At 31.9% G+C, this 25,744-nt stretch carries 31 protein-coding genes and 2 pseudogenes; 14 read left to right on the top strand and 19 right to left on the bottom strand.

Translation table 11 applies throughout. The annotated features are described in order from the left end of the window. The first annotated feature begins 22 nt into the window (after positions 1–22). The 11 genes and pseudogenes from AC1RYN_RS08475 to AC1RYN_RS08425 all read left to right on the top strand — a co-directional run bounded on the left by AC1RYN_RS08475 (position 23) and on the right by AC1RYN_RS08425 (position 8,438). Complete coding sequence (locus AC1RYN_RS08475; RefSeq protein ID WP_481806621.1) at positions 23–481, top strand: hypothetical protein; 459 nt, start codon at positions 23–25, stop codon at positions 479–481. Further along, on the top strand, positions 462–1,076 hold the full coding sequence (locus AC1RYN_RS08470) for an SMI1/KNR4 family protein (protein WP_481806620.1): 615 nt from the start codon (positions 462–464) through the stop codon (positions 1,074–1,076). The genes AC1RYN_RS08475 and AC1RYN_RS08470 overlap by 20 nt, the downstream gene beginning before the upstream one ends. A gap of 2 nt (positions 1,077–1,078) precedes the next feature. Beyond that, positions 1,079–1,684 (top strand): hypothetical protein, encoded by a 606-nt coding sequence (locus AC1RYN_RS08465; RefSeq protein WP_481806619.1) that lies wholly within the window; start codon positions 1,079–1,081, stop codon positions 1,682–1,684. Positions 1,685–1,744: 60 nt separating this feature from the next. After that, on the top strand, positions 1,745–2,077 hold the full coding sequence (locus AC1RYN_RS08460; RefSeq protein WP_481806618.1) for a DMT family transporter: 333 nt from the start codon (positions 1,745–1,747) through the stop codon (positions 2,075–2,077). A gap of 41 nt (positions 2,078–2,118) precedes the next feature. After that, positions 2,119–3,072, top strand: a complete 954-nt coding sequence (locus tag AC1RYN_RS08455) for a Fic family protein (RefSeq protein WP_481806660.1) — start codon at positions 2,119–2,121, stop codon at positions 3,070–3,072. Between the two features lie 33 nt (positions 3,073–3,105). Next, a complete protein-coding gene (locus AC1RYN_RS08450; protein ID WP_481806617.1) occupies positions 3,106–3,570 on the top strand; it encodes a GNAT family N-acetyltransferase in 465 nt (154 codons plus the stop codon). A 208-nt stretch (positions 3,571–3,778) separates the two neighbouring features. Next, entirely contained in the window at positions 3,779–4,630 is an 852-nt protein-coding gene (locus AC1RYN_RS08445) for a methylated-DNA--[protein]-cysteine S-methyltransferase (protein WP_481806616.1), read from the top strand. Positions 4,631–4,642: 12 nt separating this feature from the next. Continuing rightward, complete coding sequence (locus AC1RYN_RS08440) at positions 4,643–5,356, top strand: 2OG-Fe(II) oxygenase (protein ID WP_481806615.1); 714 nt, start codon at positions 4,643–4,645, stop codon at positions 5,354–5,356. Positions 5,357–5,457: 101 nt separating this feature from the next. Then, positions 5,458–5,703 (top strand): Ada metal-binding domain-containing protein, encoded by a 246-nt coding sequence (locus AC1RYN_RS08435; protein ID WP_481806614.1) that lies wholly within the window; start codon positions 5,458–5,460, stop codon positions 5,701–5,703. Beyond that, positions 5,690–6,298 (top strand): alpha-ketoglutarate-dependent dioxygenase AlkB family protein, encoded by a 609-nt coding sequence (locus AC1RYN_RS08430; RefSeq protein WP_481806613.1) that lies wholly within the window; start codon positions 5,690–5,692, stop codon positions 6,296–6,298. Before AC1RYN_RS08435 ends, AC1RYN_RS08430 begins: the two co-directional genes overlap by 14 nt. A 117-nt stretch (positions 6,299–6,415) precedes the next feature. Then, positions 6,416–8,438: pseudogene (locus AC1RYN_RS08425) on the top strand (transglutaminase-like domain-containing protein). A gap of 67 nt (positions 8,439–8,505) precedes the next feature. On the opposite strand, the gene AC1RYN_RS08420 reads toward AC1RYN_RS08425, so the two are convergent. The 18 genes from AC1RYN_RS08420 to AC1RYN_RS08335 all read right to left on the bottom strand — a co-directional run bounded on the left by AC1RYN_RS08420 (position 8,506) and on the right by AC1RYN_RS08335 (position 22,267). Then, positions 8,506–10,731 (bottom strand): glycoside hydrolase family 3 N-terminal domain-containing protein, encoded by a 2,226-nt coding sequence (locus tag AC1RYN_RS08420; RefSeq protein WP_481806612.1) that lies wholly within the window; start codon positions 10,729–10,731, stop codon positions 8,506–8,508. A 114-nt stretch (positions 10,732–10,845) separates the two neighbouring features. Then, a complete protein-coding gene (locus AC1RYN_RS08415) occupies positions 10,846–11,682 on the bottom strand; it encodes an endonuclease/exonuclease/phosphatase family protein (protein WP_481806611.1) in 837 nt (278 codons plus the stop codon). 127 nt (positions 11,683–11,809) lie between these two features. Further along, positions 11,810–13,552, bottom strand: a complete 1,743-nt coding sequence (locus AC1RYN_RS08410) for a cellulase family glycosylhydrolase (protein WP_481806610.1) — start codon at positions 13,550–13,552, stop codon at positions 11,810–11,812. Between the two features lie 51 nt (positions 13,553–13,603). Continuing rightward, positions 13,604–14,719, bottom strand: coding sequence for a glycoside hydrolase family 30 protein (locus AC1RYN_RS08405; protein ID WP_481806609.1), 1,116 nt, complete (start codon positions 14,717–14,719; stop codon positions 13,604–13,606). Next, positions 14,677–15,069 (bottom strand): hypothetical protein, encoded by a 393-nt coding sequence (locus AC1RYN_RS08400; RefSeq protein WP_481806608.1) that lies wholly within the window; start codon positions 15,067–15,069, stop codon positions 14,677–14,679. Before AC1RYN_RS08400 ends, AC1RYN_RS08405 begins: the two co-directional genes overlap by 43 nt. A 15-nt stretch (positions 15,070–15,084) precedes the next feature. Beyond that, positions 15,085–16,539, bottom strand: coding sequence for a glycoside hydrolase family 30 protein (locus AC1RYN_RS08395; protein WP_481806607.1), 1,455 nt, complete (start codon positions 16,537–16,539; stop codon positions 15,085–15,087). A gap of 146 nt (positions 16,540–16,685) precedes the next feature. Then, positions 16,686–17,444, bottom strand: a complete 759-nt coding sequence (locus AC1RYN_RS08390) for a hypothetical protein (RefSeq protein ID WP_481806606.1) — start codon at positions 17,442–17,444, stop codon at positions 16,686–16,688. Between the two features lie 129 nt (positions 17,445–17,573). After that, positions 17,574–17,774: a RagB/SusD family nutrient uptake outer membrane protein gene (locus AC1RYN_RS08385; RefSeq protein ID WP_481806605.1), complete on the bottom strand. Its 201-nt coding sequence runs from the start codon at positions 17,772–17,774 to the stop codon at positions 17,574–17,576. A 46-nt stretch (positions 17,775–17,820) separates the two neighbouring features. Continuing rightward, positions 17,821–18,330 carry a RagB/SusD family nutrient uptake outer membrane protein gene (locus AC1RYN_RS08380; RefSeq protein ID WP_481806604.1) on the bottom strand — a complete coding sequence of 170 codons (510 nt, stop codon included), beginning with the start codon at positions 18,328–18,330 and terminating at the stop codon, positions 17,821–17,823. Then, entirely contained in the window at positions 18,324–18,476 is a 153-nt protein-coding gene (locus AC1RYN_RS08375) for a hypothetical protein (RefSeq protein WP_481806603.1), read from the bottom strand. Before AC1RYN_RS08375 ends, AC1RYN_RS08380 begins: the two co-directional genes overlap by 7 nt. A gap of 8 nt (positions 18,477–18,484) precedes the next feature. Next, entirely contained in the window at positions 18,485–18,631 is a 147-nt protein-coding gene (locus AC1RYN_RS08370) for a hypothetical protein (RefSeq protein WP_481806602.1), read from the bottom strand. Continuing rightward, a complete protein-coding gene (locus AC1RYN_RS08365) occupies positions 18,628–18,867 on the bottom strand; it encodes a hypothetical protein (protein ID WP_481806601.1) in 240 nt (79 codons plus the stop codon). The genes AC1RYN_RS08370 and AC1RYN_RS08365 overlap by 4 nt, the downstream gene beginning before the upstream one ends. A gap of 269 nt (positions 18,868–19,136) precedes the next feature. Then, positions 19,137–19,850, bottom strand: coding sequence for a hypothetical protein (locus AC1RYN_RS08360; RefSeq protein WP_481806600.1), 714 nt, complete (start codon positions 19,848–19,850; stop codon positions 19,137–19,139). Positions 19,851–19,943: 93 nt separating this feature from the next. Continuing rightward, the gene (locus AC1RYN_RS08355; protein WP_481806599.1) at positions 19,944–20,645 is read right to left on the bottom strand and encodes a TonB-dependent receptor domain-containing protein; all 702 of its coding nucleotides are present in this window, start codon (positions 20,643–20,645) and stop codon (positions 19,944–19,946) included. 109 nt (positions 20,646–20,754) lie between these two features. Then, the gene (locus AC1RYN_RS08350) at positions 20,755–21,177 is read right to left on the bottom strand and encodes a hypothetical protein (protein ID WP_481806598.1); all 423 of its coding nucleotides are present in this window, start codon (positions 21,175–21,177) and stop codon (positions 20,755–20,757) included. A 214-nt stretch (positions 21,178–21,391) separates the two neighbouring features. Beyond that, entirely contained in the window at positions 21,392–21,712 is a 321-nt protein-coding gene (locus AC1RYN_RS08345; RefSeq protein WP_481806597.1) for a hypothetical protein, read from the bottom strand. Positions 21,713–21,740: 28 nt separating this feature from the next. After that, positions 21,741–21,986, bottom strand: coding sequence for a hypothetical protein (locus AC1RYN_RS08340; protein WP_481806596.1), 246 nt, complete (start codon positions 21,984–21,986; stop codon positions 21,741–21,743). Positions 21,987–22,132: 146 nt separating this feature from the next. Next, on the bottom strand, positions 22,133–22,267 hold the full coding sequence (locus tag AC1RYN_RS08335; protein WP_481806595.1) for a hypothetical protein: 135 nt from the start codon (positions 22,265–22,267) through the stop codon (positions 22,133–22,135). A 1,150-nt stretch (positions 22,268–23,417) separates the two neighbouring features. Between AC1RYN_RS08335 and AC1RYN_RS08330 the strand changes: the two genes are divergently transcribed. The 3 genes from AC1RYN_RS08330 (at position 23,418) to AC1RYN_RS08320 (ending at position 25,488) form a co-directional block, all read left to right on the top strand. Beyond that, positions 23,418–23,738, top strand: a complete 321-nt coding sequence (locus AC1RYN_RS08330) for a two-component regulator propeller domain-containing protein (RefSeq protein WP_481806594.1) — start codon at positions 23,418–23,420, stop codon at positions 23,736–23,738. Beyond that, a complete protein-coding gene (locus AC1RYN_RS08325; RefSeq protein WP_481806593.1) occupies positions 23,699–24,040 on the top strand; it encodes a hypothetical protein in 342 nt (113 codons plus the stop codon). The genes AC1RYN_RS08330 and AC1RYN_RS08325 overlap by 40 nt, the downstream gene beginning before the upstream one ends. Before the next feature lie 188 nt (positions 24,041–24,228). Then, complete coding sequence (locus AC1RYN_RS08320; RefSeq protein ID WP_481806592.1) at positions 24,229–25,488, top strand: triple tyrosine motif-containing protein; 1,260 nt, start codon at positions 24,229–24,231, stop codon at positions 25,486–25,488. A 60-nt stretch (positions 25,489–25,548) separates the two neighbouring features. Here AC1RYN_RS08320 and AC1RYN_RS08315 read toward each other — a convergent pair. After that, a pseudogene (locus tag AC1RYN_RS08315) lies at positions 25,549–25,744 on the bottom strand (hypothetical protein); the annotation flags it as partial.

The raw sequence follows: 25,744 nt of genomic DNA, 5'->3' as shown, positions 1-25,744 counted from the left end.
GTACTAAATCACAAAATGAATTATGACAAAAGAAGATTTTAAAATCAATCTAGAGAAAGCCCTTGATGGTCTTATTGAATTTACTCAAGAAATGGTGACAAACGAATTACCAACTGAGTATAAATTTATAATAAAAACCAATTGTTCCTATGATGGAAATGAATTAACCACTGATGAAGAAGTTTATCCTGATGATAAAATCGACGAAACCAGTTCTATTAATCCTGCTACTGAATCAACTGTAATTGATTATTTATGGCGAAATGGTAAAGTCCCACAATGGATTAATGTTCAGGTTAATAGTTGCGATTCTAATTTTAGTTATATAACACTCGAATGTTGTGGAAGATTTTCGGCTATTTTAAATCACAAAGATGGACCTTTTCGTGGCTTGGGACCTAATATTCCGTATCATTATATAGACCAAGATTCAGGAGAACTTCTTGTAAAAATAGATTTAAATGAAATTAATAAATCTTAAAACTATGTGGTACGACAACTATACTTTTTTTTATAAACAAAAAGGATTTACAGAAACAAACCCAGAACAAATCTGGAATAAAAAACTTCCAGTTGAATTTTTCTTACCAACAGAATTACAAGAATTATTACAGTACTCTAATGGAGGCGGAATAATTAATGGAGATAGAGAATTTGGCTATTTCTCTTTATACGAAATAAGTGATTTTTATCTTGATTATCAATTTGATCAATATACACCTCTCTTTATGCCCATTGCTTTTAACGGTGGTGGAATATTTTACGCCTACGACTTTAGAAATCCCACAAACATTAATCTTGTAGCTGTAAGCGCAGGTGTTTTGGAATACGAAAGTTCTATTATTATTGGAAAGACATTAAATGAAGTGCTTAGCAAAACAATTAATATTGAAGAGGAACTAGATATTCTTTATCCTGAAATAGAGCTTACTGAAGATGAGAAACAGCTAATTGATCTTCATAAACAACTTAAAGAGCTGAATACTAATAGAAATAATATTATACCAAAAGATTATTTATTAACAAAACGAACACTTGAGAATAAAATTAAAGAATTAGATTTTAAAACTAAATAAGAATGACCACAAGAAGAAACTATCAGGAGGTTATCAAAAAATCAAGAATCTATGTTGACTTTAATGAAATGATTGATTTTGATTTGGTTTTATTATCTCAAAAAGATACAAAATTAAATTCTGATGGTATTGAAGTTAAATTGAGTGAAGGAATGTTAATTGACATTTATATGGATGATGAACAACCAAATGGTCTTAAAGATAACTTAATTGCAAGTGGAATCGTAGAGAGAAATCATTCTGGTTTATTTGAATTTTCAAAATGGTGTTGCCGAATTGATGCAAACGGAATTCAACATGAGAGTGATGAAATCGAAAAGAAATTAAAATCTAAAGATTCAACTCTAGTTATAGATACATTATTAGAAATAACATTTCATAATCAAAATTGGGAATGGGTACAGGATTTATGTATCGAATTACTCGAAAATGAAAATACTGATATAAAAGGATTGGCTGTCACTTGTATTGGTCATATTGCCAGAATACATAGAGTTATAGATAAAGAAAAAGTTCTAAAAGCATTTGAAAGCAAAAAACACGACGATACTATTTGCGGAAGAATTCAAGATGTAATTGATGATATCAATGTGTTTGTAACTGAATAAAAAATAAAACAATTCTTCTTCTCGCTTAAATACAAAGATTAACTTTGTAAAAACGTGAATATGAAAAACTTTTTATTCTTAGCCATTGCTATAGTATTTGAAATCATCGCAACCTCTGCACTAAAAAAATCTGAAGAATTCACTAAATTAATTCCAAGTATTATTACGATTGTAGGGTATTTTGGAGCATTTTATTTTCTGAGTTTTGCCATTAGAACTATTCCAATAGGAATCGCTTATGCAATTTGGTCTGGAGTAGGTATTGTTTTGATTACTATTATTGGCGCCGTTTTTTTTAAACAAATTCCTGATTTACCTGCCATTATTGGATTAGCCTTGATACTAATTGGTGTTATTGTAATTAATGTTTTTTCGCAAACTACGGCTCATTAGATTAAAAAACAGTACTTTTGATAGTATCAAATGATACTATCATGAAGCCTCCATATGATGTTACTCCAATTATCTTAAAGCTTATCAGTTCTATTTCTGAAAAAATTGGAGCACTAAACGCTGTCAATTTAGACAAGCAATCACCCCAATTAAGAAAACAAAACAGAATAAAGACAATTCATTCTTCTTTACAAATCGAAGGAAATACTTTGACAGAAGAACAAATTACAGCTTTAATAGAAAACAAACGTGTTATAGGGCCTGAAAAAGATGTTCTGGAAGCTCTTAATGCTATTAAAGTATATAAAAAATTAAATCAGTATAAACCAACATCACCTAAAAGTTTTTTAGATGCACATTCTGCATTGATGAAAGGTTTAATTCCTGATTTTGGAAAATACCGACAACAAGGTGTCGGAATAGTAAAAGGAACAAAAGTTACCCATGTTGCGCCACCACATAAGAATGTCCCACATTTAATGAACGATTTATTTGATTATTTAAAAGATAAGGATGAATTAACTCTAATTAAAAGTTGTGTTTTTCATTATGAAATGGAATTCATTCATCCGTTTTTGGATGGGAATGGCAGAATGGGAAGATTATGGCAAACCTTGATTTTAATGAATGAATATCCTATTTTTGAGTTTTTGCCTTTTGAAACTTTAATTAACCAAACCCAAAAGGAATATTACAACTCACTTGCTACATGTGATAACACTGGAAAATCAACTCATTTTATTGAGTATATGCTTGAAGTTATAAATACATCACTGGAAAATTTATTGAACTATAACAATAGAACAATAAGAGATACAGACCGTCTAGATTACTTTTCGATGTTAGGAATTCGTGAATTTACGAGAAAAGATTACATGAATGTTTTTAAAGAAATATCATCTGCTACAGCAAGTCGAGATTTAAAAAAAGGAGTGGAACTTAAGATTTTTAAAATTGAAGGAAATCAAAATAAAACAAAGTACATTTTACTATAAATTAGATCTCTTTATCATACAATTGCAAAGACAATGAACTTAAGAAAAGCTACTATTTCTGACCTAAAAGAAATGCAGAAATTATATATCGAAACGATCCAACATGTTTGTAAAAACGATTATAATTCAGCCCAAATTGATGTTTGGATTTCGGGAGCTAAAAATACAGAACGCTGGATTGACGTAATCAATACACAATTTGTTTTACTGGCAACTATAGAAGACAAAATTGTTGGTTTTGGAACTTTGAAAGATGGGAATTATATTGACTTCTTTTATATTCATAAAGAGTTTCAGCGACAAGGAATAGCTAATAAAATCTTAACTGAATTAGAGCTTGAAGCAAAAAATCAGCATTCAAAAGTAATAACATCTGATATAAGTATTACCGCAAAACCATTCTTTGAAAAAAAAGGATTTATAGTAAAAACCGAGCAACGAAACATTAGATTAGGAGTAGAACTTATTAATTATAAAATGGAAAAAAGCCTAAAGTAGAAAAGGGCTTCTGGTTTCCCTAATAAAGGCTTCGACTCCGCTCAGCCTGACAAAACGAACGTTATCCTGAGCCGAGTTGAAAAATAGGTTTTACGTTTAGCAAAACTTGAAACTTGAAACAAAAAAACTAAAGAAACAAAACTTCCGCAAGTTTCGGATTTTATGACTGCAAAGCCTTGTCGATATTTGTATTATAAAATTGAATGAAATGAAGACACAGGAAAACATCAATTATAATCGCATTGCCGATGCAATAGATTATATCAAAGCTAACTTTAAGGAACAACCCAACTTAGATGAGGTTGCCGAAAAAGTACATTTAAGCCCGTTTCATTTTCAGCGTTTATTTACGGAATGGGCAGGAACAAGTCCGAAGAAATTCCTGCAATATATTAGTGTAGAACATGCCAAGAAAATCCTCAAAGAAAACAATCAGGCCACTTTATCTGATACTGCCTTTGATACTGGTCTTTCGGGTACAAGTCGTTTGCATGATCTATTTGTAAATATTGAAGGAATGACTCCTGCTGAATATAAAAACGGTGGGAAAAACTTAATGATTAATTTCAGTTTTGCCGAAAGTCCGTTTGGTAATATTATTGTTGCTTCGACTGAAAAAGGGGTTTGTTTTATGGCTTTCGCCGAAAGTGAAGAAATCGGTTTTGAAGACTTAAATCACAAATTTCCCAATGCAACATTTACTCGAAAACTAGATTTAATTCAGCAAAATGCTTTATTTATTTTTCAAAATGACTGGAGTAAATTATCAGAAATAAAACTGCATTTAAAAGGAACCGATTTTCAATTAAAGGTTTGGGAAACCTTGCTTAAAATTCCAATGGGACAACTCTCTACTTATGGTTCGATTGCACAAAAAATAGACAAACCTAATGCTTCTCGTGCAGTAGGAACTGCTATTGGTAGTAACCCTGTAGCTTTTTTAATTCCATGTCACCGTGTAATTCAATCTTCAGGAACCTTTGGCGGTTATATGTGGGGGAATACCAGAAAAACCGCCATTATTGGTTGGGAAGGTGTTCAAACTAATTCAGATATTTAAAACTTCATCCTCATGGAAATCTTACAATCAAAAATTGCTTCTCTTAATTGGGAAAGCATCACCGAATCTATGCACGAAAATGGATTTACAATTATTCCTAAGGTACTTAATAACGATCAATGTGAAGATTTAAAATTCGATTATGACAATCCTACTTTATACCGAAAAACGGTTGTAATGGAGCGTTATCGTTTTGGTTTAGGCGAGTACAAATATTTCAATTATCCGTTGCCAGATTTAATCCAAACAATCCGAACGGCGGTTTATCCTAAACTCGCTCCAATTGCAAATGCTTGGATGAAAGCACTGAATATAAACACTATTTTCCCAGAAACACACAAGGAACTTTTAGAACAATGTCATAAAAATGAACAACTAAAAGCTACTGTTTTGATCTTAAAATATGGCAAAAGTGGCTTTAACACCTTACATCAGGATTTATATGGTGACATCTACTTCCCCATACAAATCGTACTTTTCTTGAATGAACCCGACGAAGATTTTACTGGTGGCGAATTTGTTTTAACGCAGCAAACTCCCAGAGCACAATCTAAAGCCATTGTTTTAAAACCAAAAAAAGGAGACATTCTTGTTTTTACTACCAATTTTAGACCTGTAAAAGGCACAAAAGGCTATTATCGCGTTAATATGAAACATGGTGTTAGTGAAATCCATTCTGGTGAACGATATACATTGGGAATTATTTTTCATGATGCGTTATCTTAATTTTAAGGTTCAAAAGGCGCAGAGATTCAAAGGTACAAAGCTTTGCAACTTCCAAAACCCTCTGAACCTTTGTCACTTTGAACCTTTGTACCTTAAAAGAAATGATTCAACACGATAAAATTTCAGAATTAGATTTACTGAATAAAATTAAAAAAGGCGAAATTTGCTTTGGTGGAAACCAGAAACTAAAAATTTACGGAACTTTAAAATGTGCTTCTGGAAAAAGAATGAAACGTGAAAATAGAGTTTTCTTTTTATCTGAAATTGAAGCCAATAAAAATGGTTTTAGACCTTGTGGACATTGCATGAAAACCAACTATCAAAAATGGAAAAATGGACTTATTTAATCCTGAAATAAACGAAGAAACTAATTTATTACCCAAAGATGGTATAGTTAATTACTATGGAAAATTATTCTCTAGAGAAAAAGCTGACTTCTATCGTGATACCCTATTAAACGCCATCGAATGGAAAAATGATGAGGCTATAATTTTTGGAAAATTAATAATTACTAAAAGAAAAGTGGCTTGGTATGGAGATTCTCCTTTTGAATACTCTTACTCTAACACTACAAAAAAAGCGCTTCCGTGGACTAGAGAGTTATTAGAACTAAAAGCTTTCATCGAGAAAAAAACTGGAGAAACATTTAATTCCTGCTTGCTTAATTTATATCACACCGGCGACGAAGGAATGGCCTGGCATAGCGATGCTGAAAAAGATTTAAAGAAAAATGGAGCTATTGCTTCGGTAAGTTTTGGGGCTGAACGGAAGTTTGCTTTTAAACATAAAGATACCAAAGAAACAATTTCTTTAATTTTAGAGCATGGAAGTCTATTGGTCATGAAAGACACTACACAAACGCATTGGTTACATCGATTGCCTCCAACTAAAACAATATCTAAACCTAGAGTAAACCTGACTTTTAGAAGTATTGTTGAGTAAAAATAAAAAATCAACCAAAACATATATCCTATAGCGATAAAAAGTAGTAAATATCTATAAATTTCATATTTTTGCAATTAACAAAAATAAGATTTTACTTAGATAATAGATACTAATATGGAAAACCTAATTGAATTAGAACACTACAAAATTCAAAAACCTGAGCATTGGGCAACCAATATTAATGATAATCAACTTATTGAATATATAAAGGAATCCGATTTTTCTAACAAACAAATAGATGAAGGTCGAGATTATTGCTTTTTTTTAGATAAAATATATTATACAAATGATAGTGAAAGTAGTGAATACGCCTGTTTAGCTTATACTCTTAATGAGCCTGCCAATCTTGAAAGAGCATCTGTAACAGACGTTGTGGTAGAAGAAAATGAAACTTACATCATTCATAGAATAAGTGTTTTGCGTGAAGGCGTTTTAATAGACAAAATTTCTGATACTAAAATTAAAGTTTTGGATAGTGAAAACCTGAGTAGCGGAGGTATTTTGAACAGTAATAAAAAAATTAATATTACGATAAAAGACCTACGCTTATACGATGTCTTGATTATGGAAGATTCCAGAGTGAAGATTTTTACTGAACGTGATTTTTTACGCAAGGAGTTTTCTAAATATGTTTGGGTTAGTCCAGATACTTATTGGGCTTATGGGAATTATAAATTTACTTTTATAAATGATCGTGAAAAAACTATTGTCTACAAAAAAACTTTTTTTAGAGATGAAGAAGGTAACGTATTAGAGCCAGAAATCACTTATTTAAAAAAAGGAGAACGATTTACAATAGAAAAAGAAAATTACATAAATACTGTTGATATAAACAGAGAACTATCTCCTTTTATAGATTTTGCTACTCATAACAATTGGATCGATTTATCTAATTATATCTATCCAATATATGAAGAAATTTATAACAAATCATCTTTAGCAGATTTTGCTCCAAATTTAGTAGAGAAACTAGATGCAATAACAAACAAAGATGAACAGTTACAATTTGCTATAGATTATGTTCAAAATCATGTTTATTACGTTTATAATGCTCATGAAATGAATGGTCATAAACCGCAAGAACCAGCTGTAACATATGAGAATAAACAAGGTGACTGTAAAGCAAAATCAGTTTTATTAAAAGTCATTTTAGATTATATCGATGTTGATTCTTCAATAGTTTTAGTCAATTTTAATACTGATTATTACATTAAATATTATTCACCATCACTACTTACTTTCAATCATGTAATTGTTAAAATTAATTATAAAGGCGAAAGTTATTTTATTGATGCTACTGTTCGTGATGAATTTGGTTTAATTGAAAATCGTGGTTTTATCTTTTTTAGACATTATCTGGAAATAAAACCAAATCAAGAATTACAAGTAAGAAAACCTCATAAATTCCCTTATTACTGTATAAATGAAAAAGTAGAATTCAATGCAAAAAATACTACTGGAGATTTAAAACTAACAACTACTTATAAAGGAAACCGTGCTAACAGCATGCGCAGGTATTTTAAAAACACGAACAAAAGAGAGGTCATTGACAGTTGGAATAATTTCTTGTTTTATACACTGAACTATAATAATGATAGAAACGGAACTGATATTAGAAATATTTTTACAGATGCTGTTATTGAGATTATAAGTGATGACAAAAAACTAAATGAAATTCACCATTCAATACAATGCAACTATCGAGAATCCGTATTTCGTAGATGATCAAAAGAATCGTTTTATGATGTACTTTGACCGAAATATGGTTAAAGAAAACGCAAGAGATTTTATGCACAAAGACTTTCCGTTCTGGCATAATTTTGATAACGAAAAATATGAAATCAATGTTTATACCGATCAAAAAATAGATACTCAGGAAAAATACACTATACAGGAATGTACAATCAACAATCCTTATTTTGATTATGTAACTCGCAAAAAAATTACTAAAAATGGTGGAACTGCATATATAGATTTCAAACCATTAGTTAACTTAGAAATTCCTGAAAGAGATTTTGAAGAATTCAGATCTGCTCATCATACTATTGCTGACAGTAATACCGGCCTTGGAATTGATATTGTAGAACAAGGGTTTATGAATACGTTAAAATTTAATTTCAAAAAAATATTAAAATAAATTTCATTGAAATTATATATAAATAAAGGGGCTTTAAAAACCCCTTTATTTATTATTAGATGAATTCTTATTGCAATTCAAAAGTCGATTTCAAACGAATATCTGCAGATGATGAGCCTATCATTAATTCAAAATCTCCTGGTTCTGAACCCCACTCTATTTTGTCATTATAAAAAGATAATTTTTCATTATCAATTGTAAACTGAATTGTTTTAGTTTCTCCTGCATTTAATTTTACTTTTTGAAAATCTTTAAGTTCTAAAACTGGTCTTACAACGGATCCGAATTTATCCTTTAAATACAATTGAACCACTTCTTCTCCAGCTATTTTTCCTGTGTTTTTCAACTGAAAAGAAACTTGGATTTTTTCACTGCTTTTCATTTTTGTTGTAGACAATTTTAAATCCGAATAATCGAATTTAGTATAACTTAATCCATATCCAAAAGGAAATTTAGGACTGTTTTTCAAGTCTGTATAAGAGGAAACATATCCTTTTGCATTTTCATCTTGTGCTGGTCTTCCAGTACTATAATGATTGTAGTAAATAGGGATTTGTCCAACTTCTCTTGGGAATGTCATTGGCAATTTTCCTGACGGATTATAATCTCCAAATAATACATCTGCAATAGCGTTTCCTGCTTCGCTACCTAACCACCATGTATAAAGAATAGCAGGAACATTATCGGCTGTCCAATTAAATACAAGAGGTCTTCCTGCATTTACCAAAACGATAACTGGTTTTCCTGTTGCCTGAATTGCTTTTACTAAGTCTTCCTGAACCCCTGGTAAATTGATATTGCTTCGGCTTTTGGCTTCTCCACTCATATCATGTCGCTCTCCAATACTTAAAATCACCACATCAACTTGTTTAGCTGTAGCAATTGCCTCTGCAAAACCATCTTTGTTATCTCCTTCTACCTCGCAACCTTTAGCATATAATAATTTAGTATTCTTACCTACTTTCTTTTGTAAACCATCCCATTGCGAAACTACCCATTTAGTATAATCAACTTCTGGTAATTCAACTGCCCAAAATCCCATATTGGCCTTGTATTCTTTTACCATTGGTCCAATAAATGCAATTGTTTTTATATTTTTAGAAAGAGGTAAAATCTCATTATCATTCTTTAATAAAACTATACTTTTTGCTGCTACATCACGAGCTGCTTTACGATGTTCTGGATTATTTAATTCTTTTTTCTCTCTATTTGGATTAGAATTTTTGTATGGATCATCAAATAATCCTAACTCAAATTTCTTACGCAAGATTCTTTTTACTGCATCATCAACCAACTCTATCGAAACTTTGTTTTCTTTTATCAATGCTGCTAAGTTATATCTGTAGGCATTACTTTCCATGTCCATATCGCTACCTGCAGTAATTGCAGCTAGTGCGGCTTCTCTATTATCTTTAGAATATCCATGGGCAACCATTTCTCCTATAGATCCCCAATCTGAAACTACGAAACCTTGAAAATTCCATTTTCCTTTTAAAATATCTCTTTGCAAGTGTGCATTTCCTGTTGCCGGAATTCCGTTAATATCATTAAACGAATTCATAAATGTTGCTGCTCCTGCATCAAGTGCCGCTTTAAAAGGAGGTAAATAGGTTTCCCATAACATTCGCTCACTCATATCTACAGAGTTATAATCTCTACCACCAATAGCTGCTCCATATGCTGCAAAGTGTTTTACACATGCCATCACCGAATTTAGACTTCCTAACTTATCTCCTTGAAAACCTTTTACTCTTGCATATGCTATTCTTGATCCTAAATAGCTATCTTCTCCTGCTCCTTCCATTACACGCCCCCATCGAGGATCACGCCCTATATCAACCATTGGAGCAAATGTCCAATGAATTCCACTTGCAGCAGCTTCTGTTGCTGCAACTCTAGCCGAAAGTTCTATTGCTGCCAAATCCCAACTTGCAGCTTCTCCTAACGGAATGGGAAATGTGGTTTTAAAACCATGTATCACATCTTGACCATACAACAATGGTATTTTAAGACGGGATTGCATTGCTAATTCTTGATATTGACGGGTATATTTTGTTCCAACAACATTCAGCATTGACCCCACTAAACCATCTTTAATTTCGGCTTGTTTGTTTGGGTTTATAGTAATCGGTCCCGTTGCTGCATTATTGCCTGTATATTGATTGAGTTGTCCTATTTTCTCCTCCAACGTCATTTTGTTTAACAACGCATTTACTTTTTGATCGATTGTTTCCTGCTGTGCTATCGCAAAAAATGATAGCATCAAGCAAGTCAATGTTGTAATTCTTTTCATAAAATAAATATTAATTTGATATTGATTTTTATAATTCATTGATAGTTTTCAACACTTCAATCATTTGATGAAAATCCAAAACCATCAATAGTTTGAAACTTATAAAAGCAAGGCTTAATAAATTTCAATTAAGACAGGAAAATGATCTGATGGGTACTTCAAATCTACAGAATCACTTAAAACGGCGTGCTTTTTTACTTTTAGATTGTTATTCTTAGAAATAAATATGTAATCTAGTAATAATATAACTGGTTGATCATACTTAAAATCGTTAAAGGTTCCAGATGGTCCAAATGGCTTTTCTTCTGAAATATTACGAGTATCGTTCATTACTTTTTTCAGAGAGATAATACGTTCTGTATTGGGTTCTGAATTAAAATCCCCCATAAGAAACACAGGATATCCTTTAGTATTTACTTTTTCTATTTTAGACAGAATAAGCTCTAATCCTTTGGTTCTTGCCTCTTCCCCGATGTGGTCAAGATGAGTATTAAAAACCCAAAATATTTTTTTAGTTTTTAAATCCTTAAAAAGTGCATAAGTACAAACTCTATTGTAAGCAGCATCCCATCCTTTCGAGATTATATCTGGAGTTTCTGAAAGCCAAAATGTATTGGATTGTTGCACTAAAAATCTATCTTTTTTATAGAATATAGAAGATGATTCGCCTTTACCATCTCCTTCTCTAGCAATACCTACATGATTGTAACTTGGTAATGCAGTTGCAATATCGTTAATTTGGTTTGGCATTGCTTCTTGTACTCCAAATATATCTGGAGCATAAAATTGCATTTGTGACGTAAAAAAATCTTTACGATTAGGCCATGCATTTTCTCCGTCTGAAGCAACATCTAAACGGATATTGTATGTCATTATTTTTAAGTTTTGTCCATAAACTCCACAAAAGGACAAAAATAATACTAGAGCGACTAACTTGTTTATTCTTTTCATAATTAAGGTTTTTTAATCCATTATAGCTCCTGTTTAATCTGAAGGATATAATGGAATAAACTAATCTAACAAAAATATTAATTACAAATTCTTTTATATATTTTACTTTACTTTTTTTAAAAATATCTTACTTCTTAGCTACCGTAAAATCTAAGTAGTTCAAATTGAATCCTCCCTTATCAAAAACAACTTTTATTTTATTTTCTCCCTTTTTCAATTTTACTCCTTTAAGCACAATTGTTTTCCATGTTGCATTATTTCCTGTTACTGGAAGTATAATTGTATTTGATATTTTGCCTGTCTCGTTTTCCAGATGTAATTGCCCTTCGTCTTTTACACTAAAATATCGAATTGCAATATCAAATGTTTGTGCTGTTTTTGTTATTACTGTAAATTGCAACCACTCCTCATTCTCGATAAAAGATACCTGATATCCATTTGAAGAATCATCTTTACAAGGTAAAATATCTACTCCATCATTTCGCATAATTTTTCCTTTATTCCATTCTTCAAATGCTCCCGTTTCTACGCGATAATTTACAAAATCTTTATCAGAGTAAGCAAATCCATTTGTTCCCAAATCATATTCGGTTGCAAATATCTTTCCTGGTAAAACATGCTTTTTATAACTTTTAGTGTCATTTGTACGTACTTGACGGAACATTGCGTCAAGTACGTCTGTCTTTATTGTGGTATTCTCTAATTTAAAATTTTTGGCTAATTGCATTAATGCTTTTTCTGCAAAATCTGGACTTGGTTTCTCTCCTCCATCTTTCCAATATAGACGTAGTTTTTCATATTCTGGTGTTTTGGTAACTGAAGCAATTCCTGCTATGTTTTCAATTTTTTTCATAGGCCAAAATGCCCATCCTATATTATTTGATTCAAATAAAGAAATAGCATCTTTAAACCAAACATTCGAATTTTCGCCACCTTCTCCCATCCAGATCGGCACATTATATTGTTCTCTATAATCCAACATTTTCTGAATTGATGCCGTTGTATTATAGTTCCAATATTTATGAAAACTCAAAACCATATTATCATCCCATAAAGGAAACATTCCGTTGTAATTATTCCCCCAGCAATTTCCTTCAATAATAATCATGTGGTTTTTATCAACTTCTCGAATTGCTTTTGTAATAGAGACCTGAAGTTCACGCAAAGGCGCATTTGAAGTTTCATCACAGCCATTTTTATTTGTTCCTGTAAAATTCCAATTGGGTTCATTTATAATATCATACCCTCCTATCCAAGGATTATCTTTATAACGCAAAGCTAGTTTTCGCCATAATTCAGTCATTTTTTTACGATTGACTTCACTTTCCCAAAGAGATGGTTTTGTATCATCATAATCTGAAATTGCAGCATCTTTACCTTGTCCTCCAGGTGCAGCGTGAAGATCTAAAATAAGATATACTTTATTTTCTGCACACCATTTTAATAGGTTATCAGTCATTGTAAAACCTTCTTCTATCCAAGTGATCTCACCATTTTTCTCTGCTTCAATTGGTGGTGTATATAAATTATAATGCATTGGTAAACGTATAGAGTTGAAACCCCATTTGGCTAGCGAATCTATATCTCTTTTGGTTATTCCGTTAGCGCGATATGCCTCATAAAACTTTTCTGTTTTTTGAATACCTATCAAATCTGTTATTTTTTGTTTTATCTTATACTGTGGACTTGCAAATGGTTCCGTCTGAATCATGTACCCTTCCTGAACCATCCATCCTCCTAAACCTAATCCTCTTAACACTATATTATTTCCTTGTCCATCTACAATGTTTTTCCCACTTTGTCGCAAAAATCCTTGTCCAAACGATGTCAATGAAAACAATACTAATAATGGGAATATTATTTTTTTCATATAGCTGTTTTATTTATTCAATCTCTAAATGATACTTATTATTAACTACTATTATTTCCAAGTATAAGTCCCAACTGAACCTCCGTCCAATGATGTTGTAACCCACTTTCCGTTAAATTTTATATTGAATATCTCGCTGGTATCTCCATCGTTTTCTACGATTAAAACTTTTTTACCTGCTGGAGTGACAAAAGCTACGTTTTGCAAATTCCCACTTATATTACTCGAGATTCTTACTGAACCTACTGGAACAAATTTTGAAGCATGAGCTATAATATAATACGCCACGTTTCGATTAAAAGAGTCACTTGAATTAACTGTTAATGCTCCTTTGCAGGTGGTGCAACCTCCTTGTGTATGTGGTGCAAAAGATCCGTCGTTTGCTAAATTCCATTCTAATGCATTTTTACTCCAATTACGGATTGAGCCAATTATCACATTTTTAAGATGCCATTTTAAATCTCCTTTAAATTCTCCTGTTGATGAGGTAAACTGTTCTGTGAAGTATAGATTTTTATTTGGGAAAGCATTATGAACAGTTGAAAGAGCATTTATATTTCCTGCATATAAATGAAATGCTGCACCATCAACAAAAGGACTTGCAATAGGATCTCCAAGAATTGTCATTGCATATTGTATATTATCACAATTATGATCGTAAGCAATAATCTTGGTTGTGATATTAGCATTCTTAAAAGCTGGACCTAAATTATTTTTTATAAAATTAGCTTGCTCTACAGCTGTCATATGCATACTTGGGTTATTACCGTCATGCAATGGTTCATTTTGTGGAGTTACTGCATCAATTATAATCCCTTCGTTTTTCATTTGCTGAATGTATTTCACAAAATATTTTGCATACACATCATAATATTGTGTTTTTAGACTTCCTCCAACAAAACTATCTTTGTCTTTCATCCAAAGTGGCGCTGACCAAGGGGTTGCTAAAATTTTAATATTTGGATTAATTACTAAAATTTCTTTCAAAAGTGCTATTACCCCATTCTTATCAGGATCTAGACTAAACTTGATCAAATCAAGATCTGTATCTCCTTTTGGCAAATCATTATAGGTAAAAGGCGTAGCATTTAAATCTGATGCTCCAATGCTTATTCTTATATAATTTATTGAAATAGAGGTTTCGGTCGAGCCAAACAATTCTTGCAAAAGATCCTTTTTTTCTGAGTCGTTAATTGATTAATTACGGTAGCACTCCCTCCTGTTAATGTATAACCGAAACCATCGATTGTTTGGTATTTCTGAGATTCGCTTACTTCTATATTTGCATATGAATTTGCTGTGGTGCTAAATCCAAGAACCCCGTTTTGTTTAGTAAGTAATACGGATTGGTCTCCTTTGGTTAGCCAAAAATCTACATCGTTTGTTATGGTAACTGGTGGATCTATTATGACAGGCGAAGTTGGTGTAGTATCACTAGATGAAGAGCATTTTACCTGCAATAGCACTATTGCAACCAATAATGTAGCTTTTATAATTTTATTTAAATATTGATTCATCTTTATCTTTTATTTTTAGTAAACTAACGTTTGTATGGCACGAGCTGGTATTATAACAACTGTTTTTTCTGATGCTATAATTAAGCTGTAAGTCAAGCTTAAATCTGTTTGATTCATTACAACCGTAACCATTTTACCATCTGTATTAAGAAATGATGTACTTAGTAAAGAGCTTCTGCTTACTGCTGTACTTACTCTTTTTGCATTTGGGCGAATGAATTTTGAAAAGTGTCCGATATAGTAATATGATGGAGTGTAAATTAATTCTCCTGTAGTTGTATTTGCATGTATTGGGGCAAAACAAAAGTTCCCTACGTGATTTGGTCCACCGTGTTGATCCAAAAGAATATTCCAATCTGTCCAACCCACTGTGCCATTATTAAAATCATTAATCATAGCGATTCCATATCTTTCAGCGTTTGGCCAAAATTGATATTTAGCAGTGTCGAATTTTTCGATACAACCTTCAGTAAACATTAGCTTTTTATCTGGATAATCTTGATTTACTTGTTTTACATTATCAAACATTGGCGCTCCGCCTGTCCATGTTTCATACCAATGAAATCCCATTCCCCAAACATATTTTGAAGCTTCGGGATCAGAATAAATCACGTTGGCTCTTTGGTTCATTAAATCCCGATTATGGTCCCAAGCAATAATTTTTTTATCACCTAAGCCTGCTTTTTTCATTGTTGGTCCTAGAAAGTTTTTAATAAAATCTCTCTCTGCTTCTGCCGAATAAATACACGATTCCCATGTTTGCGTTGCCATTGGCTCATTCTGAACTGATGTTCCCCAAATAGGCATTCCCTCTTTTTCGTATGCTTTTATAAATTTCACATAATAATTTGCCCAAGCCTGATTATATTCTGGTAATAAAGTCCCTCCTTTTAACATGTCTTTATTGCTTTTCATAAATGCTGGCGGACTCCAAGGAGCTATATACAAAACAAGATTATTATTGGCTACTTTCATAGCCTCTTTAATCATTGGTATGCGATATTTTCTGTCATGACCAATAGAGAACGTTTTTAAATCTTTATCTCCTTCTTCTACATAAGTATAACTTTCACTACTAAAATCAGAACTATGTATTGTTGTTCTTAGCAATGAATAGCCTATCCCATTTTGAGTATCGTAATACGCTTTTAAAAATTCAACTTGTTTTTCTTTCGACAATTTGGCAAAAACCTCAGCGCTTGCATCAGTAATAGCACCTCCAATTCCCATAAAAGTCTGAAAAGTCTTTTTAGGTTCTACAAAAACGGCTATTTCGGTTTCCAAAGGCTGTTTCGATGATGAAAAAACTAAGTTAGCTGTTGGTGTTATTCTTAATTTTGAATTGTCTGCTGTTGTATAAACTGTGATTTTCTTCCCTTTTGTTGTAAACTCTTGCTTATTTTTTTGTTGTTGCGAAAATGCTGTCAACGTAATCAATAAGCAAAAAATCTTATAGCTGTTTTTTTTCATTATTTAATTTTTAATACGCAAATTCTAATGGCATTTTCAATGTCAATAAAATAAACTTTTAATATCTAAATGATTTAAAAATAGCCCATAGTCATAAAGAATATGGGCTATTCTACTACCTAACTTAAAACCAATTCAATTCTTAATTATTTTCCTCTTAACTCAATATCAGTCACAGTAATTCCATTTGGAGTAAAAACACTTCCACCGCTACGAATTAACAAATAGATTTTACCTGTTTCAGTAAATTTCACGACATTACTGACTGTTCCTGTTACGCTATTTTTAGTGCATCCTACAATAGATAACATTCCTGAAAAAGCAGTTTTTGCACAACCATCCCATGTGCTCAATCCCATCACTTTATTATCTTTATATTCAACACCCGAAACTGGCATCGATTTTCCTGCATATACTTCAAACCAGGTATCATTAGATCCACTTGAACTTGAAACTAGCATGTCAATTGTATATTCTTTATCTTTTACAACATCTATAGCTTGATAAATTGCTTCCTGAGCCCATCCTCCTGAAGAATGAATTGTTGCACTGCTATTTGCAAAAGACCAAAAAGCTTCTCCTGTCGTACTAAGGTTTAAAATTGTCCATTGTGCCTGATCTGCAGCATTAGAGAAATTACCTCCTTTTACTAGATTTCCTTTCTCAGGATCTGAAGTAGCAACGATAATTTCTTTGGTAGCAATATTAGTCGTTCCACCACGACCAACAACGGTATGTTCTACTGTATATTTTCCTGCATCTGGCAAAGAAATTTCAAATGCCATTTTTCCAAAATACTCCGTTTTGCCTACTTTCCAATAGGAATTTAGAACATCTTTTTTTCCAGATTCTAATAAATATACATTTACTTTTCCTGCCACTGGTGTAATTGTAAATCTAAGCATTTTGATGTTTAATTTTAGCAGCCTCCATTTCCTGTACCTACTTATCAACTTATAGCTTGTTAATGAACTTAATGTGTTGTCAAATAAATAGGCACAACTCTTGAACCAAGCATCCAACTCATATGATTTTTATTTAATTGTTATTAGTATTTGAACAATTTTAGTATTTTCTAATTCTTTAAAAGGAATTGGCCAAATTTCATTTTTGTCTGGCGTAAATCCCTTAAAAGCTAAAGCTGCTGCTGCTCTACCTGTTCTTACTAATAGATCCAACCAACGATGCCCTTCTCCTGCTAACTCTTTTCTTCTTTCTAACATAATTGCATCCATAGAAACTGGAACTGGTCCTGCAAACTTACACGTGCTCTAACTGCATCTAATAAGGCTTGTGCTCTGCTCCTGTAGCTCCCAATGCTTCAGCTTCCATTAAATAAGTATCAGCTAAACGAATCGCATATACATCTTGTTTATAATTTAAATCTGCTGAACCACCTCCTGTAGAAATATCAGATTTTAAAGGCATGAATTTTTTCAAAAAAATCCCTGTATCATCATAATTAGGAGCCCAATCTGCTTGTTTAGCCGCTTTCAATGCTTTCATATCAAGAATGGTAGCTTCAAAACGAGGATCGCCTTTTAAAACATCATACAACTTTTGAGTTACTGTATTAAAACTCCATCCCGCTACATAATCTGGTGCAGTTGAATTTACTAATCTATTATATCCTCTAGGCCCAACCATAATACAAACTGAGTTACCCTCGTCTTTTCCACCTCCCCAAAAATCCCAATCAGCATTACTTTTGTCTGTATGAGAAACTTCAATTATCGCTTCTGAATTAAATTTGTTACTTATCTTCCATAAATCTGCAAAATTATCTACCAATCTGTATCCATACGCCTGCCTCCAGGAGTACCGTTTACATCAACAAATTCTGCTGCTGCTAATGCATTTTTCCCTTGGTATAAATAAACTTTACCTAACAATGCTTTGGCTGCACCTTGTGATAAACGACCTGCTTCGTCTCCCATATTTGTAATTATAATTGGTATCCGGGAAGTGACTCTTTCAAATCTTTCTCTATCTGTGCATATATTGCCTCAGGAGTTGCCTGAACTACATTAAAAATATCGGCAGTTGGTATTGGCTCTAAAATCAATGGAACATTTCTGAAAGTACGAATCAATTCAAAATAATAATAAGCGCGTAATGCCTTTGTTTTCGTAAAGTAAATCTCACTTTTTTTGTTTCATCCATAGGTACTGCTGGTAACTTTTGAAGCAACACATTTGCTCTAAAAATCCCTCGATAAAAATCTTCCCAAAAACTACGAGGAATTGTTGATTGACTAAGAGAATAATCTGAAAAACCGTGTATTCCTGCACCATCTGTGGCACCACCACCACCAGCGTATAAATTCATCTGAACCTGCATTTAGCATGCAAATCATATTTTCAAATCCTTTAGACTGCTTACCAAGTATATCATAAACAGCTACCAATCCAGCATAAGCCTGGCTCTCATTTTTTATAATAATTAGCCTCTAATGAAGTTCCTTTTGGTTCTACCGTTAAAAAATCCTCACTGCAGGACAAAACAGTAAAAAGTGCTCCACACGCAACTAGTGAATATTTTATATTTTTTAATTTCATGATTCTTGTTTTATTAAAATTGTAAATTAACCCCTAACATTATTGTCTTGCTTGAGGATAAAACCCTCTATCGATACCCATAACATTTCCATCAGCATTGTTTGCTCCAATTTCGGGATCATATCCAGTGTACTTAGTAAAAGTAAATAGGTTCTCCCCCGTTAAATACACTCTTGTTTTTTCTAAACCTATTTGTCCAATAACTTTAGTTGGCAATGAATATCCCAACTGAATTGTTTTCAATCTTACGTAATCTCCTTTTTCAAGATAGAAATCAGAAGGATTATTAAAGTTTTTGTTTGTATCATCTGACGTTAATCTTGGAAAAGTATTTGATGTCCCTTCACCAGTCCAACGGCCTAAAGCTTTCGTTTGATAATTAGAGTTTTCAATATCTAACCTACGTAATCCCTGGAAAATCTTATTTCCTGCAGCTCCTTGTGTAAAAATTAATAAATCAAAGTTTTTGTAATCTAAATTAATTGTAAATCCAAAAGTATATTTTGGTATTGGACTGCCAATAAATGTTCTGTCATCTGCAGTAATTTTACCATCTCCATCTATATCAATCCAACGAAAATCTCCAGGTTTAGCATCTGGCTGAATTAGTCCTCCAGCCGCATTTTTATAGGCATTAATTTCATTTTGATTTTGAAAAATACCTGCTGTTTTAAATCCGTAGAAAGATCCATAAGGTTGTCCAACCTGTGTTCTTGTAATATCATAAGTAGCGGCTTGATATTGCTCACCCATGGGAGAAAATCAATTCCACGTCCCAAATAGGTCACTTCATTTTTTAGATAAGATACATTAGCATTTAAAGACACATTAACTTGTCCTATTTTTTTACGATATCCTAATTCGATCGATACCTCTATTTTCCATATCAGCAACATTTCCTGTTGGATTCCCTGAACCAACATAACCTGGTAATGAAATTTCCTGTAGAATTCCTGTAATTTTTTTAATATACCAATCAAAAGTCAAATTGAAATCATTGAAGAAAGTCGCTTCTAAACCTATATTTGTCTGGCTTGTTTCCTCCCATTTTAGATCTGGATTTGATGGTGCATTAGGGCTATTTCCTATAGTTACTGATCCTGATGTTCCTATAGTATAATTACGGCCATCTCCTACTGTTGCTAAATATTTAAAATCTCCAATATTATCATTACCAGTTACTCCATAACCACCTCTAAATTTCAATTGATTTACAACCTTATTTTCAACCCAAAAAGCTTCTTTTGTTGGAACCCATCCTGAAGAGAATGAAGGAAATGTACCATATTTATTATTTGATCCAAATCTTGAAGATCCATCTCTACGGATGATTCCTGTCAGCAGGTATTTTTCTTTAAAATCGTAAGTTAACCTAGAAAATATAGAGGTTACTCTATGTTGATTTCCTGTAGTAGCAGTAGCATTTATCTGATCCTTTGGAAGATTAAAATTAAAAGAGGCATCTTTATAACTATCAATCGGCAAATTAGTATAAGTAATAGTTGTACCGCTATTTCTATTATCAACATAGGCACCTTGACCTACCAATACACTGAAATTATGATTTGCTATGCTTTTTGTATAAGAAGCTACATTCTCATATTTCTATTCAAAACCTTTGTTTGTGTTTGTACCTTGCTATTTTAGCTTTGTAATATTATCTGAATTTAAATAAGAAAAAAACTGGTGTGAAATTCTCAAACCCCCAATAAGCCAATTTACCTCCTAATGTAGTTCTGAATTTTAAGCCTTTTATTAGCTCAACTTCCATATAGGCATTTCCAACAAAATTATCTGCCCAATCATAATTCCCTAGTCTAGTTTGTGTATAAGCCAATGGATTAAACATCTCTCGGGTAACTATTGTCGAAACCCCATAAGGATTCCCATTAGGATCTCTTATAATTCCTTTACCATCGGCAATACCTACAGAATATGGTGGTAAAGCAGCCGTATTAGGATCAGTCACGATTGCAGGAGTAATTGGATCTAAATTGATCGCTGATGCTAAAGGCCCGCCGTATAAACTATTTGCATTCCTAATCCTGTTGTTTTCTCTCGAAAAATAATGTTTGACCAAAAGTAATTGATTTGGATATTTTGTGAGTTGAGTTTAAACGAATGTTCTTTCTATTATATTTAGAAATATCCGTTGTTACTATACCTTCCTGCTCCGAAAAGACCAAAAGACGCATAAAAAGTAGAAACATCATTTCCTCCAGATAAGCTTAACTCCTGACCAATACGTGCTGCACTATCATTAAAAATAACTGATTGCCAATCTGTTCCAGTACCTAATGCATTAGGATTTGGAAAAGGTAATGCAAAAATATCCGTTGGATCTTTTTAACATATCCGTTTGCATACTTCTCATTTCTTAAAGTTGCATACTCAGTAGCATTTAAAAGATCTAATTTTCTTGCTGCTGAAGAAAAACCAGTATAGCCATTATAGTTAACACTCATCTTACCTGATTTTCCCTTTTTGGTAGTAACGATAATAACTCCAGCTGCTGCTCTTGCACCATAAATAGCTTGAGAAGCGGCATCTTTCAATACTTCTATAGATGCGATATCAGATTGGTTTAAATAACCAATTCCGCCAGCATCGACCACTACTCCATCAACAACCCATAATGGATTATTATTTCCAAGTGTAGTTATACCACGATACGAATATTAGAGGATGCTCCGAGGATTGCCCGAGAACTCGCAGCAATAGTAACCCCAGAAACTCTTCCTCTTGTAAAGTTTGCTCAACTCTTGATATCGGTAGATTTTCAATATCTTGGCTTCTTACTTTAGAAATTGCACCTGTTACTACACTTTTCTTTTGCGTACCATATCCTATAACAACAACCTCATTTAAAGTTTGTGATTCTGGACGCATTGTACAACTATCCTATTTCTACCATTTATTGGTTCATTAATAGTAGCATAACCTATAAAAGTGATTGTCAAAACCCCATTAACAAGGTGCTTTAAGCTGAAACTTCCCGTCAAAATCAGAAGACGTTCCCTTTCCTGTTCCTTTTATTACAACAGATGCTCCTGTACTGGCATACCATTTTCATCATTAACTATTCCGTTTATGGTAACGTCTTGCGCTTGAGCATAAACTGAGAATAGAATAGATGAAAAACAAAAAACAAGCAATTTTATTAATTTCATTTTTCTAAAAATTTTGGTTAATTAATTAGTAATTTGAAACAATAATACTTTCTTTTTTTTAATATACGCAATTATAAATCACTACAAAAACACATCAAAATCAAAATTAAGACTAGACAAAAACACATCAAAAAAATTACAATAAGATGATAATCAATATTATAAAAATAAAATTAGGCTATTTAAAACATAAAACTGAGATAAACACTACATATAATATAAATCAACTACTTTAGCTTTATTAACACATATAATTTTAAAAACACACCTCATCAAAATTAATATTATAAGAATTTTATAAATAATCTAAAAAGCAAAAAAACCTTTAAACCTATTGTAATGTAATCATGAATTTTACAAAATTTAACATCATAACAGTTTCGTTTTTATTCTTACTCAACTATAATATTAGCACAAGTCAAAAATATCGGTGTACCAGATATCCAAAACTACAAACGAACCGAATACAAAGGAGGAACTCAAAACTGGGATATAGATCAGGATAAAAATGGAAATTATATTTTGCTAACAATAGTGGACTCATCCAGTTTGATGGTTCTTCATGGACTTAAGTATCTCTACCCAACTGACATCAGTTGCACAGGTGTGCTAAAAGTTGATAATTCAGACAGAATATATGCTGGTGGATATAAAGAATTCGGCTATTTCCAAGCAGACTCGAAAGGCAAATTAAAATACACTTCTTTACACAACTGCTTAAATCAACAAATAATCAGGAGTTAGATTTTTTATGGAAAATTCATATTACAAAAGACGAAGTCTATTTTCAATCATTTCTAGCAATTTACATCTTCAAAGACAATAAAATAAAAACAATTCAAGCACCTAAACGTTTTCAGTTTTCTTTCCAAATAGATAATACAATTTACATTCAAGACAAATCACTTGGTATATTAGAATACAAGAATGAAAAATTATATCCTTTAAAAGGTACAACAACATTGAACAATGTCGAAATATGGGCCATGTTCAAACTACCCGATAATAAAATTCTTATTGCAACTTTAGAAAAAGGGCTCTTTATTTATAGCAATGAAAAAATAGCACCATGGGATACTGAAGCAAATGCATTTATAAGAAAAAAATAAGTTCATTGGGAGGAGTTACTATAAAAGATAAATTTATTGTCTTGAATTCAGTTTTAAACGGTATTATTATATCAGACCTAAATGGAAAAATAATCCAACACATAGATCGCAAAAAAGGTTTACAAAACAATACTGTACTAACGTCATATATTGACAACAAAAACAATCTTTGGTTAGGGTTAGATAATGGTATTGCATTTATAAATGAAAGTTCTCCATTCACATACTTCGGATTCAGTTACGACATTAGCACTGTCTATGCATCAGTCATCCATAATGGCTATTTATATGTAGCAACAAATCAAGGTGTTTTTTATCATGTTTGGAATATGCTTTTAAAGAAGATGCTTTTTCCCTTGTAGAAGGCACTAATACGCAAGCATGGAACATTCAGCTTATTGATAATGAATTAATATGTGCCAACAACAGAGGTGCATTAATTATAAAAGATAATAAAGCTATAAAGATATTGGACAAAAATGGTTATTTCGGTTTTAGAAAAGTCCCTAATCGTCCTAATTATATTATAGGATCTAATTATAGTGGTTTTGCATTATTTGAAAAAACCCAAAATGGCTTAGAATTTCGAAATCAAATTACTGGATTTAATAAATCCTCCAATTTATTTGAACTAGACAATAATTATTTATGGTTAAAAGACTGAAGTCTTATATCAAATAGAATTATCTGAAGATTTAAAAAAAATTAAATCAATAAAAGTAATTCATAATATACTCGAAGAAAAAAGGTATTGGAAGCATTCAAAAAATAAACAAAAGTCTTTATTTTCAAACTAATAATCATTTTTACAAATATTCAAAAGAGCAAGAAAAATTCTTTAAAGATGAAAAAATGAGCGCTGTTTTTAAAGGCATACCTACAATTAATTCACTTTTTGAAGATTCAAATAGCAATCTTTGGTATGTATTCAATGAATCATTAGGAGAACTTGTTAAGTTACCAGACGGAAATTACAAAAATATTGTAGCCCCATTTTCAAGCTTAACAGGCAATCTTGTCCCCAACTATCTCTCTGTTAATACCATTGATCCACAAAACATTTTCATTGGACTAACAGACGGATTAGCACATTATGACTCCCAGTTGATAAACAATATAGTAACAAAACCCAATGTATTTATTCGAACTTTTACATACGCAAACGATACCCTGACATTTGGAAATCAAACAAAAGTCTCCATAAATCATTCTATTCCTTACACATCAAATCATGTTAGATTTACCTTTTCGTCTCCTACTTATGAAAGTCTTGAAAATGTAGAATACTCTTATCAATTAGAGCCTTTTGATGAAAAGTGGAGCAATTGGTCAACAATATCAGTAAAAGAATACACCAATTTAATTGAAGGGGATTACAATATGAAAGTAAAGGTGAGAAATAGCTACGGAATACAATCAGAAGTTGACACAATTTCATTTACCATTTCGCCACCTTGGTACAGACATCCATTGGCCTACATAATTTACTTCATACTTATACTAGTAGGGATTTACTTTACCTCCTATCGTATCAAAATGAAAATTAGAAAAAATAAATATTATGAAACAATTGAGCAAAGAAGACTCTATCTAGAAAAAGAATCCAAAATAAGACAAGAACAATATCAATTAGAAAAAGAAATTGAAAAATTAAAAAATGACAAGCTACAGATAAAAATACTCACAAAGGACAAAGAATTAGTTAACAACTCCCTGCAAGTAGTAAAGAAAAACAAAATCCTAAACGGAATTATACAGAAACTAAAAGAAATTGACATTGAAACATTTGATGAATCAACAAAGTTTCAATTCAACAAACTCAACAAAAGTATTACTAAGGAAGTAAATACAGATAAGAGTTGGAAAGATTTAGAGAAACACATAAAAAATGTACATTTTGAATTCTTAAAACGCTTAAAAGAAAAGTATCCTAAAATCTCACCTAGAGAGCTAGATTTAGCAACTTATTTATTAATGAATATGTCAACTAAAGAAATTGCCGAAATCATGAATATTTCAAACGGAGGAGTTGAGCTCGCTCGTTATCGATTAAGAAAAAAACTAGAACTAAACAAAAAAGAAAACCTTATCGGTTTTTTGATGAGTATTTAAACAACAAAAAGCCATCTGACGTGTCAGATGGCTTTTTTTAGAATTATTTATAGCGTTATTTTAAATATAATTTAAGGTTCTTTCCAGAGCCATTCCTCTAGAACCTTTAATAAGCATAGTTGCCTTAAAAGTTACGCTACCTAAATAAGCAACAAAAGCATCAAATGAATCAAAAAAATGTAAATTATCTTTTTCCATTTTATGCTTATAATAAGAAAGTGCTGCCTCCCTAACAACAGGAGCATGTATTAACCTT

It is taken from the genome of Flavobacterium sp. TC780 (assembly GCF_056783245.1).
Note: the sequence above shows the minus strand (reverse complement) of the source record. Positions and strands in the feature narration are given on the sequence as shown.